An 18,655-nucleotide genomic window follows, 5' to 3' on the forward strand; every position below is an offset into this window, starting at 1 on the left:
GATTTAGAAGTTTCCTTTTGTCTCTGGAATAATGATACTTCCAATTATGAAAATCAAATAGATTCCAACAAGGAAGCAAGCCAGCGCAACAGGAATGCCACCAGTTACACTACTAACCAAGGAAACGAATGTTGGCATGATTCCGCCAAGTGCAAATCCTGTGTTCCAAGAGATACCAGTACCAGTGGAACGGATAGCTGTTGGGAAGCGCTCATTCAGAAAGATCATAACAGGTGCGTATCCGGCATTGCCTAGTCCTGAAAACACAATCGCATAAAACGCAATAGCTGAGATACTTGTAGCATGTCCCAATCCCAATCCCAGCACCGGAAGCGCAATAACATTGATAACCCCGATAATTAAGAAGGTTTTCTTTCTTCCAATTTGATCGCTTAAATATCCCAATGCGATCGGTGTAATAATGGCCACAACACTAGCTCCCATTAGAATAAACGATGCTGTTGTAGGATTAATTTTGTTAACCATCTTCAAGAGTGTAGGAAGGTATCCGGATGTTAAATAGTAACCGGCACCACCACCAAAAACAATCATCAAGTTGACAAAAAATACGGAGCGATATTTTGTAAAAATAATCTTAACAGGCGATTTTTCAAGCTCTGGCTGTATTTGTACAGTCTTCTTGTTTTCCTTTTCTTTCTTCAATTGCTTCCATAGTGGAGATTCTTCTAGTGATTTAAATACAAAGATCCCCATGACCGAACTTAAAATTCCCGAGAAGAACATGACTCTCCATCCCCAGCCGTTAAATGCCTCGCCTGGAAAAAGCTGTGTAACAATAAGATAGACAATCGATGCAAATAATGCTCCCAAACCTGCACCGCCGCCGCCGATCAGACCTGACATCGTTCCGCGCCACTTAGCTGGAACAGATTCGGTACCGATTGTATGCGTAGATGCAACAACGCCACCGACAAAAACCCCTTGAACTATACGGAGGACAAGGAAAATGATTGAAGCGGCAATACCAATTTGATCAACAGTAGGCAGAAGACCGAATGAAGCAGAAGCCAGTCCGACACCAATAAATGCTACAGTCATTGCACCCTTTCTTCCGTGCTTATCAGCATAAGCACCAAAAATGGCGGAACCAAGCGGACGGACAATTAATGTTACCGCAAAAGATGCGTAGACAGCTGCCAGTGAAAGCACCGGGACATGGGAAGGGAAAAACACTTGACCAACAACAGGAGCGACATAAAGAAGAATAAATAAATCAAAAAGATCGAGTGACCATCCTAATACAGATGCAATAGAGGCCTTTATCATTTGACTATTACTAACACCTGTTGTTGGACTTGAATTTGGATTACTTGCTAAATTTGAAGAACTAGACAAATTAGACATATTTTTTCCTCCACATTTTCATCATTTTGCTACGATTACAGAGCAATCCTATGAATCCGGTTTCATTTTTAAAAATTCTTGTTGGAGAGGATGTTCAAAAGGGGCAGACCCCCAATACATAATAAGTGAACGTTTACTGTATATTGGGGGTCTAGGGTGACCCTTCGTTTTTTGAATAATCACTATGCGTTGACCAAAATGCCTCTTTGCTTTAGCCATTTTGGCATTAGGATGTTATCGACTTTGTCGCTGACACTTGGTGCGACTTCCATCAGATGATCTGCCAAGGAGCGGCTCACATTGATCCCGCCAACGGCACCGTCAAATACGATGACTTTGTCTGTTCCTGTTGTTTTATAGGCAAAGTTCATGGAATCATGTAAGTTATCCGCTACCATCGCGTATTTCATATACTCGATGTTTTGCGAATCATGTTCAAACAGGTCTGCTTGTTCTTTTCCAACTACCAGCGTTGGCACCTGCTGAGAGAAGAATGCACTCGGATATCCGATCCACGCGTAGTTATGAACGACCATCTTAATAGCTGGATTGACTGGTTTTACATCTGAAACGAGCGGTTTTCCGTCTCTGCCGTACATCGCTTCCGCATACCATGTATACGGTGCGAGTCTCTCATCGAGATCAAACAAATCGCAGTTGGCCCCAACAAAGTTACAGTAAATAACCCCTGCCGAGAATACATATGGCACCGGACATGGGAAGTCCAAACCAACGATACACTCATCAATTTCGCCTAACAGCTGGAACACTTTACCGTAGTGACGTAAACCACTAAGGGTAATGACATCGTTAATCTTGTACAGGTCATTATCTGCCTCGACGCTGATGACACCACTTGGAGACATGTTGAGGAACACAGCTCCAACGAACTTGCTTTGTACAAACTCTGATTCAAAGATAGCCCGAGCAGTGAAGTTAGCTCCGCGCGGTCCTAGGTTTTGATGGTAAGTCGACCGAGTTTCAATCCGCGCATAAGACATCCCAAACGGCTTCACCGCACGGTCTACCTGGCGGTGGAAGTGAACCTCACGCACGTCACTGTTATGAACGTGAATAATCCAAGTAGCATCATACGTCCATTTCAACCCGTAAAGCGTCCCGATTTCCGTTTCGATCGGAATGCCCTCATCAATTGGGGCCATTCCTCTTGCTCTATCAAAATGCTTATTCAACTCAAAACGTTTAATATATTCTTCCGTCTCTCTAAAGCGCAGACCCACGCCTGCACGTAAACGAACTTCCCTGGCGCCTGTACGCTGCTTAACTACGTCATAGACTGTTTTTAATAATTCGGCATACGGTTCTCCGCCCAGAAGCGTAAATCCATGGTGAGAAGCCAAGATATTCACCGTATGATTCGGCTGGATCATCGACAGATCAACTTTTTCGAGTGCTGCCTCAGCGTGGCGGCGGATTGAGTAGATTCCTTCTGGACTTGGATAAATGACATCCGGAACATCCGGGAACAATTCGTTTAGCATCAGTGAGGTCATCTCTGGAAGCTCAGCAAAACGGTTTTTCACCAATGATGGGTCGATACCATATCGTGATGGCCGTGGATTAAGTGGTTTAATTGGTGCTGGGTACATTACTTTTCCTCCCCTTTCACTTGAAGTTGACAAGTTGTACTTGATAATGGAGCGTTACGCAACTTCTCCAGGAATTCAATATCCTCATCAAAATGGAAACCGCGTTTCGAATATTTCTCTTTTACTTCGTCCGGAATACTCCAAATAGTCGGTGTTTCTCCATACCACTGGTAACGGCCTTTAGGAGCTTCGAGTTCAATACCTGCTGATTTCAGCATGCGAATGGCCGGCTGGAGGCATTCTACCGTACAACCTGTACGCAGGCCGGTTCTTTGTGAGATTTTATCCGGTGTATCCGCTCCTTGAAGAATGGCCGCAGCTACCTCGTCGGCACGTGTACTAGTACAATAGCAAACAATTTGCTCCGGGTGTAAATGGGCATCATAACAAATCTTTTGTACTTCTTCATAGTTTGATAGGCTAATATCCACGCCGATCATACGAGACTCTTCCAGATTGGTCATCTCAATCGCATCGAACGGACAGCGCTGTTCACACGCCGTACAGCCCGTACAATTTTCCTCCTCGACCACAGCCAGCTTTTTATGCTTGGTTCCTGGCACAGGTTCCATTGTAATTGCTAAAGTCGGACAAACTTGAGAACAAATTTTACAGCCGGTACATTTGTCATTCAGAATTACCGCCAACGAATTAATTAAGCGCATACATTTCACTCCTTTGGGAATTACATCACAATGTCACTTATATACTTGCAAGTATTGTGCCAATTTAGATTTATTTAAAATATGCGACGATTGGCGGTTCCATCCCTGACAGTGGTGCCATAAGGTTCCAATATGGAAATTTTTTCGTTCCAAAAAGTTTCCGTGTTTCCAATACTCGGATAAGGTTTAAACAGGTAGCTTAGGAGAGTAGGAATCTTGAAGTGGTTTGGTATAGGAGAAGATAGATTCTTGCAAAGGAACTCATCAATGAATACAACCTTACTAAAATATTACTAAAACTTCAAAATAAAAAAGAGACGCATGAACCAAACTTTTCATGCGCCTCTTTTTATATCTTATTGATTGCTTACCTGATACAAATAAAAGTCATCTAAACTTCCCCATGCACCACCATCAGCCTTTATACTTGCTCCAATCGTAATCGTTCCATCCTCTTTAACAAATATGTTAGCGATCTGAGGGTTACTCCAATTCACCCAGCCATTTACAGCAGAATCCACTTTATATTCTTGACCTCCAGCTTTTGCAAACAGATACATCTCGGAGTTATGCGCATCTCCGCCTTGTAGAAATGTGGATAGATTATAGTACCCTGGTTTTAAGCCTGCAATCGTCTGCTCTACGGTAAAGTTAACCTCGGTCCCAGAATAAAAGTGGAGAGAATAATCCCCTGATTTAGCATCTGAAGCTTTTAGTTGAAAGTCGGCGTGTGGCGTGGTACCCGTTCCATAGGAAATCTTCCACATGGTCCTATCATTATTTTCAAAGCTTGGATTTACTACAAAGTTTTGCGGCTTTATTTCAAGTTTAGCCTTTATAGTCATTCCACCTTCGACCATACCATTAATCACATAGGTGCCAACACCCGCGCTGATGGCTTGCTGTAGAGCTGCATTGTCCCAAGTAACAGCTACCGTTCCTTTGCTTCCATCATTATAAGTAACAGCGACAGTATCTGGTAAATTAATATTTTCCCCTGAGATAGCACTTATCGATATATCTTTGATTTCGTCAATTTTTAACGGGGCAACGGCTCCTGTGTCTACATATTTAAAGACATTTAGGGATGCAAGCGGATGTCCAGTAAAGTCAAACATCGCCTGGTTGTCTACCGCACTGCCGCCGTACCACTTGCCAGCATCTTCAGGATCATATTCGCCTGCATAACTTGACGCCCAGCCTGATCCGTATTTTTCCCACTTCATTTGGTTTTGCTTTAGTTTTTCAAGCGGTCCCACTGGAATCCAAGCTGGCTCCCAGTAAAAGACACCAATCCCAGCTTCACCGACATTCGCAATCGCTTGAATTACGTCCCGTACAGAATTAGCTTGACCTTGAACTGTAATAGGGTAATTTAACGTTTGACCTGCATCCTTTGGTGCTGTATTTCCGTGCCCATCTCCGTCTGCTGTGGTATAAGTATATGAGGTTTCAGCCACCATTACTTCTTTGCCATAAGTATCGGCAACATTTTTTAGAACAGAAGTCAAATTACTTAAGGTGCCATGCCAGAATGGATAATAGGAGCTTGCAAATACATCATAATCAACATTATTATCAGCAAGAGTTTTAGCATAAGAAGCATATCTGCCTGCTGTTTCAGGGTTTGTAAAATGAACAGCTACTAAGATATTCGGATCAACTGCTCTTACTGCTTTACTTCCTTCATTAAATAAAGCACTTATTTTTGTCCAATCCTTTTCCCCTGCAACTCCTCCATTCGTTTCATTTCCTACCTGAACCATACCAATACTAACTCCCGCAGCCTTCATTGATTGCAAGCTATCTTTGGTATAGTTATATAAAGCTTTCTTCTTATCTTCGAAACTTAAGTTTGCCCACGCCTTAGGTACCTGCTGTTTAGCAGGATCGGCCCAGAAATCGGAATAATGGAAGTCTACTAACACCTTCATTCCATTAGCAGTAGCCCTTTTACCGATTTCAATCGCCCTCCCTAAATCGTTAGTACCGCCGCCGTACCCATTTCCTTTTGAATCATAAGGATTATTCCATACACGGACACGAATATAATTAACTCCAGCCTCATGCAATGTTTTAAAAATGTCCTGTTTTTTTCCAGCCTCATTGTAGAATTTAACACCGCTGTTTTCTAAAGAAATGATACTAGAAACATCAACGCCTTTAATAAAGTCCTTATCGAGTCCATCTACTCTTTTAACAAAAATATCAGCATCAACGGCCTTAGGAACAGATTTCAAGGTAAAACTATCTAAGTACCCCCATGCCTTTGGTGCTCCGGTTACAGTTGCTCCCACTTGAAGATTAGACGTCTCTTGTTTTAAAACAAATTTCAAGGTAATGGTCCCCCATGCATTGTAGCCTGTTGTGGCAACAGCATTTATAGTTTCCGTTCCCGCAAAAAGTTTAATATTGCCAGCTTCAGCACTTGCTCCCCCCATCGATTTTACCGATAATTCATAACTTCCTGCAGGAAGTGTCGGGATCGTCTGCTTTACTGTAAAAGACGGAGCCTCTGTAGCCGTTTCCTTAATCCAATACTTTAAAGCATGGTCCCCTTCATCCTTCGTCATCCAAGTATCAGAGGAGTATAAATAGTGTTGAATATCAATGTTGTCCCAATTTAAGGATTCAATATTCCATGAACCATCATTCCAAAAATTACTTTCAAATCCTCCATTTGTTAAGTATTGTGTTTGTGATTCTGCAGCAAGGCTAATGTGACCATTCAAAAGTAGTGTGCTAAACACCATCACAATGGCTAACAGCATTGCAAACGGCTTGACCATTCTTCTCATATTCTCCTACCCTCTCAAGTTTTTTATGACTATAGCAACATCTTTGCTAAATCACCAAGTAAACGTTTCCACAAAACTGTAAAACTATCAATCTATAGAAAAGACACCCACTCAAAATAACGAAATGGATGTTTTCTATTGGTTGGACAAATCAAGCGGGAAAAGCTCCCGCTCACAATCATCCATTAATTATTTCTTACTTTTTCCAGAATACGAACCTCATACGTTTCCAGAATCAGCTCACCTGTAAGCTCTTCACCAGTAACTAAATCTTTTACATGGTCCTCCAGTACAATTGGCTGCTTCTTTTCCGTAAAATTCATAACGAAAATATAGTCATGTTTAGGAGCTTGTCTAACCTGGACCGATACGCCCTTTTCATGTTTTACAGAAACTACAGGCTGCAGTACTAACTCATTAATTAGTTCCTGGTAAAATTCTCGATGAAACTCATCTTCTAAGCGGCCGCCAAGATAATAGGTTTTACCTTGATTATACTGATGGCTCGTAACCGCTGGGGTATTGGCATAAAAGTCTACCTTATATTGAGCTTCAGCCTTGGCAGTATCAAGTTCAATGACAGTTGCATAATCTTTCAATTCATAGACCTGGCTGCGATAACTTACATAATTTTTATCACTTGGATATAAAGTATCAGTTTCAATTGGCTTCATCCCAAACATCTCTTGCAAGTCCTTATGCCAGCCGCCAAGATAAGTTAAATCATGTTCATTGACAAGTCCGCTAATATAAGTCATAACCAATCTGCCGCCATTTGCAACGAAGGTCTTTAAACGGGCAATGGTTTCTTCACTTACTAAATAAAGCATTGGAACAATCAATAATTTATAGGAAGAAAAATCTTGTTCTTTTGTAATCACATCAACCGGAATATCCTGTTCCCAAAAGGTACGATAATGATCGACTAATGTTTGCGGATATCGCTTGGTTTCCAATCCAAACCCTTGAGCGTCATTTAGTGCCCAATTGCTTTCCCAATCATACAGGATCGCCACATCCGCCGGACGATTTGTCCCCACAACATCCGACAGCTTTTCTAATGTTTGACCAACTTTTGCAACCTCTTTGAAAACACGATTTTCCGGACTATTATCATGATCAACCACTGCGCCATGGAATTTTTCCGATGATCCACGGGATTTCCGCCATTGGAAATACATAACACTATCAGATCCATGAGCAACCATTTGCATTGATGCAAGCAAATGCATACCTGGACGCTTTGCTTTATTAACATTATGCCAGTTGACACCACTTGGGGTAGATTCCATTAATAAAAATGGCTTTTGCTTTAGACTGCGGTATAAGTCATCGATAAAGCCAACTCGCATCGCTAAATCTGCCGTACTTTCCCAATCATTATGCCACGCAGGGTACGCATCCCAGCTGATGACATCAAGGTGTTTAGCAAACTTGCTATAGTCCAGTGCTTGGAATGGTATGAGTTCATGCGTGTCAGCCATAAAGTTTGTCGTAATCGGTATATCAGGTGTTAACTCCTTAATTGGGACAATTTCATTTTCAAAGAATGAAATGGTTTGGTCAGTGACAAACCTGCGCCAATCTAAGTTTAATCCGTGAACCATGCTCTCTCCGATTGGAGATGGGGATTCAATCTGTGACCAGTCACTGTAAGTATGACTCCAGAACGGCCCCCACCAAGCATCATTCAAAGCTTTAAGATCATGATTGTATTTTTCTTTCAGCCAATTTCTAAAAGCATCTTGACATTTGTCACAATAGCATTCGCCACCGTACTCATTTGAGATGTGCCACATTAATAAAGCCGGATGATTACCATATCGTTCTGCCAGCAGTCGATTCATCCTCTGTGTTTTTTCACGATAAACTTCTGAAGTAAAACAGTGATTATGTCTTCCGCCATGCAATTGTTTTACCCTTGCACTATTCACACGTAATACTTCTGGATATTTCTGTGACATCCAAGCAGGACGTGCTCCGCTTGGTGTAGCTAGAATAACACGTCCGCCAATTCCATGAATGTTATTAAAAATCTCATCTAACCATTCAAACTTGTAAACTCCCTCTTCCGGCTCTATTGCAGCCCAAGCAAAAATTCCAAGGGAAAAGGTATTCGTATGAGCTAGTTTCATCAATTTGATATCATCCGCTAATATATCTGGGCGATCTAACCATTGATCCGGGTTATAGTCTCCTCCATGAAGCATGAAGTTCGCTTTCGTTGTATAGTTTTTTTCATGATTTGTCATAATAATCTCCTTCTACCATTAGTTCATACTCACGATTCATTAACCTTTTGTTCCACCTGCTGTTAAGCCTGAAACAAAGTGTTTTTGCAATAACAGGAATGCTACGGCAATAGGTATACTGATGAGAATGGCCCCTGCAGCAAAGGTTGTATAACTTGCACCCATTACTTCATTGACTAAATTGTAGAGTCCAATTGGCAATGTGTAAGATTCTGGTGTTCTCAAAATGGTCGATGACATAACGAAATCCCCAAGTGGACCAGTAAATCCATTCATCGCAACAACCGCTAACATTGGCCGTGACAATGGCATGATAATTTGCAAGAAGATTCTTGTATTGCTTGCACCATCAATTTTGGCACTCTCATCTAAGTCCATAGGAATAGAGTCCATATATCCTTTCATCAGATACGTATTCATTGGAATCGTCCCGCCAATATACAGGAGGATTAAGAGCCAGTGACTGTTCATCATACCTAGAAGCTGCGCCAGTACAAACAGAGCAATTAACGCTGAGAACTGCGGAATCATCTGCAGTAACAAAAACAGAGTTAAAGCATTTTTTCTGCCTTTAAAGCGGAATCGTGAAAAGGCATATGCCGTAAAGGAAACGCTGATAACCGACCCAATCATTGTAAAAATACTAATTTTAAGAGAATTTAAATACCAATGCCCATATTGCAGACTTTCTTTTCCTGCAAATAGCTCTTTATAATGATCCAACGTAGGATTTTTTGGAATAATCGAATTACTGACTAAACTGTTACCGGGGTTAAAGCTTGCTCCCACTGTCCACAGTAGGGGGTAAATGATAATAACCGCCATTAGAATTAAAATTAAATGGGAAGCAAAGAGACGAAAAAATCGATTTCCCTTCATACCTGTTAACATCTATTAAGCCCCCTCCTTAAACGAATTTGTTCTTCTGAATTGCCATAAAGCAATTGCAATGACAAAAACAGATAACAAAATGGTTAATGCAGCAGCCAGTGAATATTGACTTGATTGCATCGTCAATTTGTAGATCCAAGATACTAATATATCGGTTCCGCCGGCATTTGAACCAGGAACTGCTGGCCCTCCGCCGTTGAACAGGTAAATAATATTGAAGTTATTGAAGTTAAAGGTATACTGCGTGATAATAATTGGCGCCATTGCGAGTAAAATCATTGGCATGGTGATATGTCTGAATTTCGCAAAGATAGAGGCCCCATCAATCGTGGCCGCTTCATAAAGGTCGTCAGGAATAGACTGAAGGACACCTGTAGTCACGATGAATATATACGGAAATCCAAGCCAGCCCTGCATTAGGATAAGCGCTAATTTGGACCAAGCAGCATTGGTCATCCAAGGAATAGGATCAATGCCAAACGCAGCTAAAATCGTATTATTAATCGCACCAAAACTGTCATTAAATAGGCCGGCAAAAATCAAAATCGTAACAAATCCTGGTACCGCCCATGGTAAAACTAAAATCGTACGATAAAGTCTCTTAAATTTAAGGTCTTTTTGGTTAACTAGTACAGCTAAGAAAATACCAAGTGCAACCTGCACTGTCGAAGCAACAAGTGTCCAGATGACCGTCCAGCTTAAAACATCGAAAAAGGTTGAACGCCAGATATCCACTGTAAATATTTGCTTAAATGTACTTAATCCAACCCAATCAGCTAAGTGTGCTGGAGGAGAATGGTATAAATCATAATTCGTAAATGCTAATGCAAAGCTAAATAATATTGGAAAAACAACAGCGAAAATCAAAATAAATAGCGAAGGTCCACTAATAACATAGGGATAACCTTGTGAAATTAAATTTTGATAATCTTCTTTAAGAGAACTTGGATTCATGTTTTCGTCACGCATTTTTCCATTCTTATAAGCATCCCGGAAATTTGCGTAATAAAATGCAAGTCCAAAACAGGTAACAATCAGAGCAATAATCCCCTCTGCCAGCAGGAATATGGAATTATCCCGCGGCACTTCCGTCCCAAGTGTCATTAGCCCCCAAAAACCCATATTTAATAAATCTTTAAATACCGCAATGAACGATATCCCTAAAATGAGGAACAACAAACCTTTTACCCATTGTTTATTGTACAATTGCCCAAGCCCGGGAATAACAGAAAGTACTAAGGCGGTTTTACGATACTGCATTTTCTTCACCTCTTTAATTTGAAAGCGTAAGCGCCACGTCCAGTACCGACAGGCATAAGACAAGCGCTGACAGAAGGCGCTTTTTGCCTTCCGAAGCGATTGGCTTATGACCCCGAGGGGCTTGGCGCTGAAGCTAGACATAATCCAAAGTCAGGAATCATTAGAAAACAAATGGTGTCAAACCTCATTAGGCGTTTGACACCATTCTTTATACCTAATTATTTGCTGTGTTTTGCTTTTATTTGTCCTTTAATAGTTTCAGCCGCTTGATTTAAGGCTGCTTTTGGTTCCGCCTTGCCAGTTGCAATAGTTTGTAATGCTGCATCAGCAGGTGTCCAAACTTCGTTCATCTCAGGAATATTTGGTGTCAATTCTGAGAATTGAGATTGCTGTGCAACAGCTTTTGCTGCATCACTCTCTGTGACAACTGGGTCATTAGCTAAATCTTTTACAGCTGGAACTTCTTTTGTAATTTCAAAACGTTTCTTAGAATTATCTTTGTTAGCTAAGTATTCAACTAGCTCTTGAGCAAGGTCTGCATTTTTTGAATATGCACTTACGTTATAGCTCTTCACACCGACGAATGCACTCATGTTTTTACCATTATCTAGCTCAGGAAGTTTAGCTACACCAAAATTTACGCCCGCCTTTGTAAACGGGTCGATGTTCCAAGGTCCAGAAATGATTGCCGCTGCTTTACCTGACGTAAATAATGATTCTAAAACATTAATACCTTGTGCACCGATAATACCAGCAGGGAATAATTTTTCTTTATAAAACTTTTGAATAATTTCTGCCCCTTGAACCGCACCTTTATTATTAATACCGATGTCCGCTGGGTCATATTTACCTTGATCATCTTTATTGAAGATGTAGCCGCCATAACCACTCATTACACTTTGAGCATAATAAATTTGGTCAAATAGAGCTAAAAATCCATAATTGCCGCCTTTAGTTACTTTCTTATCATACTCGTACCATTCATTAAGAGTTTTTGGCAGGTCCTTCTCTGCAATTAGGTCTTTATTATAGTAAAGCATTGTTGTTTCCACTGCTTTTGGAAGACCGTAAACCTTGCCATCTACTTTTTGCGACTGCATAGCAACATCCGTATAAATGGATTGAACATCGTCACCAACGTTTAACTCTTTAATTAACCCTTCGGTTACAGCTGTACCAATTTGGTCACCAGGCATTGTTAATACATCGGGGCCTGTCCCAGCTGGACCATCTAGACGTAAGCCTTCAATTTGTTTTGCGTATGGTTTTTCAACCACTTTGATTTTTACATTATGATCTTTTTCAAACTGGGTAATAGCATCCTTGATACCAGCAGATTTTTGTTGGTCTTCCCAAACTAGTAATTGTTTTGTTTCTTTTGAATCTTTATTTGCAGTATCAGAACCTGACTTACTACTGTCTTGTGGTCCACAAGCAACCAATGAGAAGCTCAGTGCAAGTCCACCTACGATCCCGGCATATTTCTTAAAATTTTTCATATCTTTTTCGTCCTTTCAAGTCAAATGAGTGAAAGCGGTTTACAAGAATAAATATATCACCGTTAAGAAAAAGTGTAAACAACTTTTTTACTAAATTAAGTGAACTTTTTTACGAAAATTAATAAAAAAAGAAGAGCAGTAACTTTACTGCTCTCTAATTGGTACTTTTTCTGACTATTAACTCCGATCCTAAATATAAAGTCTTTACGATTTTACGTTTTTCCAGCACTTGTTCCAAAAGCAATTCGATAGCGTTTTTACATATTTCCTTCAAATCAATATGAAATGTAGTCAATGGCGGCGAAACATATTTTACTACACTAATATTGTTAATACTAATAATGCTTACACGATTGGGAATGGCGATTCCATTTTCATTTAATGCTTGCAGACAGCCAACGGCAATCGGATCTGCTGCAATAAAGAAGGCGGTGGGTAATCCATCACCGAGTTTTTTTATGGCATCCGTCATCAAACGGTAGCCAGTTTCTACAGAAAAACCTCTGTGACAAAAAATAAATTGCTCCTTTAATAACCCCTTCTCCACCATATACGAACGAAACGTCTGTTCACGAATATCCATTTCATCTTGATCTGTATTGGGGTTATGATAGGTACCGCCAATTAAACCGATATTGGAATGGCCTTTTTCTATTAGAAAGTCTACAGTTCTTCGCGTCATTTGCACTAAATCAGGCCGGACGGAATCATAATGATTCGGGTCTGGTGTTGTATCGAGGAAAACACCCTTTGTAGTAATCTTTCTCAAGTATGCTAACTCTTTGTCTGAAAACATACCTACGGCAATAAAGCCCTCAATTGTATCAGGGATTTTCTCGATTCCATCGCTTATTTTATAAGTGGTTAGCTCGATATTATATTTACTTGCCCACTTTTCAATTTCTATCCTCATGGTCTTAAAATAGACATCTTCTAATTCTTCAATGTCTGTTAACCAATACAAAAAGGCAATATTCTTTACTAAAAGCCTTACCGTTTTCTTACGATAGTTTAGTTTTTCTGCAATTTCATATATTTTTTCCCTTGTTTCATCCGGAACAGAAAGGCTTTGATCATTATTTAAGACACGTGAAACCGTCGAGATTGAAAAACCCGACTCTTCGGCAATATCTTTTATTGTCGCCATTCTATCCACCTCCACTTCTGTTATCGTTTACATAAAAATTTAAAAATATTAATTTCACTTATTTATCAATGGTATGTTTCCATAAAACGAAGTAAAACTTTTTACTTGTATTTTACTAGTTTTTCTTAAACAGGTCAAGCTTTCCTAGAGTACTTTAGTTTACAACTCCTCCACGTCGTATCTAAATCCTAGATCGCCAAAGCTTTTTTACACAAGAAAAGAGCCTGTATACCCAGGCTCTTTCTTGCTAATCTCCCTTACCCATTGGAATAGTAATTTTCTCAAGTCCCTCTCCAATAATAATTTCTACATCCGTAACCACAACATGCGGTACATTGTCCCATAGATTAATAGCATTCACACTGCCCGGTTGCCCAAACACCGCATTTACCAGCCAGTGCGTACCTGGATTAAGGCTTGCCTTTACTGTCGGAATGACTGTACGGGTATTCACCAAATTCGTGTTTGCATTAGGATAGACCAACTCCGGCTGCCCGTTTCCATAAATACTTTTGATGCCGCTTGCTCCCCACGGTAATACGGCTAAGCTTTCTAGCTTATTCGCCAATACTTCCATTTTTTGATCTATACATGCCTTATGTTCTAGTCCTAGTGCGAATCCCCCATCCGCAACATCGAGGCTCCTACTTGTCTCAATACAATGGATACGGATATGCCATGGTATCCCCGCCACAATCCAGGTCCGAATCACGACATCCTTCCATGGACTCCATTTTGTATAAATCAAGTTTTCATCAATGGTATATTCTTCACTCTTTCTTTTACCCCTAAAAATGTTGTCACACTCGCTGACAGCCAGCATTGAATCAAATGCACTTTGCCCAAGCCCCCACTCTGCTTTTGATACACTAAAACCAAATACATTTGAGTAAACAAACTTTTCGTATTTGGCCGCAGTATGGGAGTGGTCATTCGTATGCTGATATCCCGCGTTAAACGCAACAAGATGGTCGTTGTCATCCCGTCTGCACAATATAAAGCGTGGTGCTGGTTGAACCACCTTCGTTTTTAAAACTGGAAGCGGCATTTCTTCTGCCCGCCAAAAAGGATGATTCTCTGGCAACGCTATAGGTAAAAAGGTCTTCAGGGCCCAATACGGTGAGCCGGGTGAATTGTAATTTTCCGCCATAAGCAAATTGGGATAGCGATAGCCAATTGTCAACAAACCATTAGAAGCAAAAATAGGCTGACTGAACCACCAGCGGAGGTTCCTTAAGATCAGTCCCTTCATCACACCCATAGGAAACGGCTCCGCTCCAGCATATACGAGGGCACTCCAAAAGGCAGATTGGGCAAATCTATAGGTTAAGCTTCTTCCATATGGAAGGGCAGAACCATCACTACTAAACCAATAGATAAAGTCTTTAGCGTAAGCCTCGGCTCTGCTTTTATAGCGCTGCGCCCTTATTGGATCCTCTTCACTCATCAGTGCTGAATATAGAAGACTGTAAAAATGGATCGCAAATGGCCCGTAATAGTCACAATGAGCATCTTTTCCGTCCGCATACCATCCTTCTCCTAAATGAAATTGGTCTATACGGTCAAGGTTTTCCTTCACTTTTTCCTGGTCATAAGGTAATCCCACTCTCTTAAAACCAAGGTTCACAAGCACAGGAAAAAACAGCCAATTACAATCATATACTTTGATTTGATTAATTTGATTGAGCCAATTATATAAATTCCCTTTATCTTGATTATTTAGTGGTTCCCAGACTTTTTCAGGTGTTAGTGCTAAGCAATAGCCAAATGCCGCCATTTCGACTGCCTTTTGATGGAAGTCGGTAATTTCTCCCCAGTATTCCTCATGGGAAGGGTTTGTACCATTCTTGATTCCTTGCAGACAATCTTCCCAGATTTCCGATTCTTCTCCTCCAGCCAATAGTGGAACGAGACCCCAAAGCACCCTTGAGAACCCCTCCATTCCAGCAATTGAATCAGAGTAACCGGCACCTGTACTTCCAATTTCTAAAAGTGCTCTTCCCTTACTGTAATAGGGCTTCAATGGGTTTATAATTTGATTTACGGCATTAATAAAATCTCGTCGTGATTGGAGAGGATTCTTTTGTATAGGTAAATCTAGTTTTAACATATACGATAGCTCCTTTTAATGACAAGTGGCCACGTGCTGGCCGATTATTCTACCAAAATAATTCCTTGTAACCTTTTAATCTAGCAAGCCCTTCAACAAAATAGTAATCCCCATAAATCAGTGGGTTATCTGTATATTTCCCTTCAGGAAAATGGCTTGTCCCATGCAGGATTAACCCTTCCTCCTCCGAACCATCCCAATTACCATAATTCCTGTAAAGGGATTCGAGGATTTTCTCCCCAGCCCGTTTGTAAACAGGTGCTTCTGCTGCGGTTACCTCAGTTGCCAATAACAAGAGACCCGATGCGGCTATAGCACCTGCAGAAGAATCCGTTGGTGAATCGATATCTGCAGGAAGGCGGAAATCCCAATCAGGAACAAAATCCTCCGGGAGATGGGAGATAAAGAAATGAGCCACTCTTTTGGCAGTTTCCAGGTATTTTGCTTCTTTAGTATAGTGGTAACACAATGTCAGACCATAAATCGCCCAGGCGGTTCCTCTAGACCATGCTGAGTCCGGGCCGTAGCCTTGTCCCCCCAAAGCCTCAACCTTACTTCCGCTTTCGGGATCAAATCGGACAATATGGTGTACACTGCCATCATTCCGGATGAAATGCTCCAGCACCGTGTCAGCATGCCTTTTGGCAACACTTTTGAATCTTGGATCACCTGTTTCTTTATTTGCCCAGTACAATAGCGGCAAATTCATCATACAATCAATAATCGCTACCCCGCTATTGTCTTCTCCCTCTGTCCATGGATTCCAAGCTCTGATAAAATTTCCATTTACATTAAATCTTCCCATGAGGAGATTGGCAGCCAAGAGTGCACGACGTTTGGAATCCTCATTTCCTAAGAGTTTATAGTGGGCAACACTGGTTAGAGTCCACATAAACCCCATATCATGATCGAGCCGGTAATACTCATTTTGGACAGTGTCCAGCTTGGCCTCACATTCCTCTGCCAGCTGCTTTAATGCAGCATCTTTCGTATCCTGATACACCAGCCACAGCAATCCAGGCCAAAAACCAGCTGTCCACCAGTGCGGTTCCGCAAGAATATAAGTCCCGTTTTCACTTGCATGCGGAAAATTGGCTCCTATTGTTTTGCTGGTTCTGTTTATTTTTTGTGTAACTTGCTGCCATGCTTCATTTACCCAGTTTAATTGTTCTGTCATTTTCTTCACCCTTTCTATTCAAATTGAAAAACCAATTTAACACTACAATCCTTTTCTGGATTTATTACAATAAAATCAAGTGCAATATTATTTTCCGTTTTTCCAAAATGGTTCTCAAATTCTAGTATTCTTACTACTAGCCTTAGCTTTGTTTTGTCATATAAAATTCTGAGCCTTTGTTGTCCCTCAAGGATCACTCCTTTACCATCCATCGTTATGGAAAGTGATGGTATGATAAATCGTTCAATAATAGAATCGGGTTGTTCTTTACAAGTGTAGATGTCTTCCAAAATTAGCTTAGGCTGTTTTCTTTTTATCCAAGTAAACTTTCGGGATAATTTTTGAAGACTGTCTACTTCATACGCATTTGTAATATCCAATTCAAAGGTATCAACCTCTTCTTCAAATGAAGCATTACAGATGCTGGCAAAACGCTCTGGACCTTCTTTTTGAAATTGATTATTAATAATAGGAACAGAATGTCCCTGGGAACCGTTACATAAATACGTATAGCGTTTGTCATTAAAGTAATCTTTAGTGTATAAACCAGCGCCCAAATCTTTTAAAAACACTTCATTATTACCTTGCAAGATAAAATGGCCGAGATCATTATGATTATGAGGTTCATCATTATGACCGCCTTTTGCTGCGAAGGAAAAACAGCCGAATTCTGATTGATGCCTTGAAATAAACCATGCAGGTTTTTCCGAGTAAAAGGTTTCGCTCTTCCTTTGTGTCGGTAATGCCGTTTCATCAAACCATAGTAGATTGCGAATGGCTGGAGCCCATCTGCTGCAATGATCCTCTGTATACTTCGCGCGTAAATCCTGTTCCGGGACCTCAAAATCATTGTAAATTCTGCTTAAATAATGACTCATGCCTAAAAAAACGGTGGCTGTCGGCTGGGCATCTGAAAAGTTCACAACCAAGTTCCGACTCAGAAAACACCTTTGTTGAAAGAGGGCAATCTGATGGACCTTTTCAGAAACAAAGAGGTTCCACTTGCCTCCAGTCCTCTTTTTTAATAAGTCTGCAAAATACACATAATAGCCAAAGCCATATTGCCAGTAGCCGTACCCCTCAAGACAAATGCCATCATCATTGAAACCTTTTAAATAAGAATCCATGGCTGGAAGCACCCGCTCTATTACTATGGCGAGTTCTCCAGTATCCTTCATTAAATGCAGCGCCGCTGACCCAATTGATCCCGCACAAACAGCAGCCCAATTATGGGTCTGTGTTTCCCATCCAAATTGATTTTCCATAAATGGATGAAAGATTCGTTTAAATACTTCGTCATAAATACGCTTACAAATGAGCGGATTCAAGTAATCCTCTGTGAGTCTCAATATTTCTGCCAAAGAAAATGCGGTTTCAGCTGCAAACAAGTCAATCGAATATGTTTGCACAAAAGCCTCTTTTAATGAGTAACTGACTTGTACCGATGTTTCCGGACTATTTAGCAAATGAGCGGGCAGGCACCAGCTGTACTCATTACAAATCGACCAAATGGTATTTTCCAACGCCGTTAAATAATCAATGTTTGTAGGTTCGAGCAAAACCATGATCGCAAATGTATTCAGCCGTCTCCTCTTTTCAAAATAAACCTTTTCATATTCAAGCCTGAAACCCGTTTCAGCAAAAATTTTAAACAGTGAATAAGGCAGCTCTGGGTCTTTTTCTGTCAATAGCCTCCCTGCCTCATTCCTAATTTCATCAAGAAGCGGTTGAAAAGCGGCATTGTGGCTGATAGATCTCCACCATTTGTTTTTTTCTTCCATGCTTGAAAATAACAAAGAAGTATTCACTTCTAGCAATCTTTTATAATCAACAATGATCAAGCCTTTCACCTCCTAATTTACCTTACTTACGGAAAAAGCC

The 18,655-nt window shown here is 40.7% G+C and carries 12 protein-coding genes and 1 pseudogene; all 13 read right to left on the reverse strand.

The features are described 5' to 3' along the window. Positions 1 to 3 precede the first annotated feature (3 nt). Positions 4 to 1,365 (reverse strand): MFS transporter, encoded by a 1,362-nt coding sequence (locus tag COD92_RS00740; protein WP_098531119.1) that lies wholly within the window; start codon positions 1,363 to 1,365, stop codon positions 4 to 6. 182 nt (positions 1,366 to 1,547) lie between these two features. Beyond that, positions 1,548 to 3,008, reverse strand: coding sequence for a hypothetical protein (locus COD92_RS00745; protein ID WP_255295232.1), 1,461 nt, complete (start codon positions 3,006 to 3,008; stop codon positions 1,548 to 1,550). Next, positions 2,975 to 3,640, reverse strand: coding sequence for a (2Fe-2S)-binding protein (locus COD92_RS00750; protein ID WP_098531121.1), 666 nt, complete (start codon positions 3,638 to 3,640; stop codon positions 2,975 to 2,977). Before COD92_RS00750 ends, COD92_RS00745 begins: the two co-directional genes overlap by 34 nt. A gap of 356 nt (positions 3,641 to 3,996) precedes the next feature. Further along, on the reverse strand, positions 3,997 to 4,677 hold the full coding sequence (locus COD92_RS33540; RefSeq protein WP_483295667.1) for an Ig-like domain-containing protein: 681 nt from the start codon (positions 4,675 to 4,677) through the stop codon (positions 3,997 to 3,999). Positions 4,678 to 4,689: 12 nt separating this feature from the next. After that, positions 4,690 to 5,850 (reverse strand): annotated as a pseudogene (gene ganB, locus COD92_RS33545) (arabinogalactan endo-beta-1,4-galactanase); the annotation flags it as partial. A gap of 773 nt (positions 5,851 to 6,623) precedes the next feature. After that, the gene (locus COD92_RS00760; RefSeq protein ID WP_480254005.1) at positions 6,624 to 8,690 is read right to left on the reverse strand and encodes a beta-galactosidase GanA; all 2,067 of its coding nucleotides are present in this window, start codon (positions 8,688 to 8,690) and stop codon (positions 6,624 to 6,626) included. A gap of 39 nt (positions 8,691 to 8,729) precedes the next feature. Continuing rightward, complete coding sequence (gene ganQ, locus COD92_RS00765) at positions 8,730 to 9,581, reverse strand: galactooligosaccharide ABC transporter permease GanQ (protein WP_098531124.1); 852 nt, start codon at positions 9,579 to 9,581, stop codon at positions 8,730 to 8,732. A 3-nt stretch (positions 9,582 to 9,584) separates the two neighbouring features. Beyond that, complete coding sequence (gene ganP / locus COD92_RS00770; protein WP_098531125.1) at positions 9,585 to 10,841, reverse strand: galactooligosaccharide ABC transporter permease GanP; 1,257 nt, start codon at positions 10,839 to 10,841, stop codon at positions 9,585 to 9,587. 218 nt (positions 10,842 to 11,059) lie between these two features. Beyond that, complete coding sequence (gene ganS / locus COD92_RS00775; protein ID WP_098995832.1) at positions 11,060 to 12,340, reverse strand: arabinogalactan oligomer ABC transporter substrate-binding protein GanS; 1,281 nt, start codon at positions 12,338 to 12,340, stop codon at positions 11,060 to 11,062. 154 nt (positions 12,341 to 12,494) lie between these two features. Continuing rightward, on the reverse strand, positions 12,495 to 13,487 hold the full coding sequence (locus COD92_RS00780; protein ID WP_098531127.1) for a galactan degradation operon transcriptional regulator GanR: 993 nt from the start codon (positions 13,485 to 13,487) through the stop codon (positions 12,495 to 12,497). A gap of 247 nt (positions 13,488 to 13,734) precedes the next feature. Then, positions 13,735 to 15,597, reverse strand: a complete 1,863-nt coding sequence (locus COD92_RS00785; protein WP_098531128.1) for a DUF2264 domain-containing protein — start codon at positions 15,595 to 15,597, stop codon at positions 13,735 to 13,737. 49 nt (positions 15,598 to 15,646) lie between these two features. After that, positions 15,647 to 16,774 carry a glycoside hydrolase family 88 protein gene (locus COD92_RS00790; protein ID WP_098531129.1) on the reverse strand — a complete coding sequence of 376 codons (1,128 nt, stop codon included), beginning with the start codon at positions 16,772 to 16,774 and terminating at the stop codon, positions 15,647 to 15,649. Between the two features lie 14 nt (positions 16,775 to 16,788). Then, entirely contained in the window at positions 16,789 to 18,615 is a 1,827-nt protein-coding gene (locus tag COD92_RS00795) for a heparinase II/III family protein (RefSeq protein ID WP_098995833.1), read from the reverse strand. Positions 18,616 to 18,655 lie beyond the last annotated feature (40 nt).

Source organism: Bacillus sp. AFS037270 (assembly GCF_002585305.1).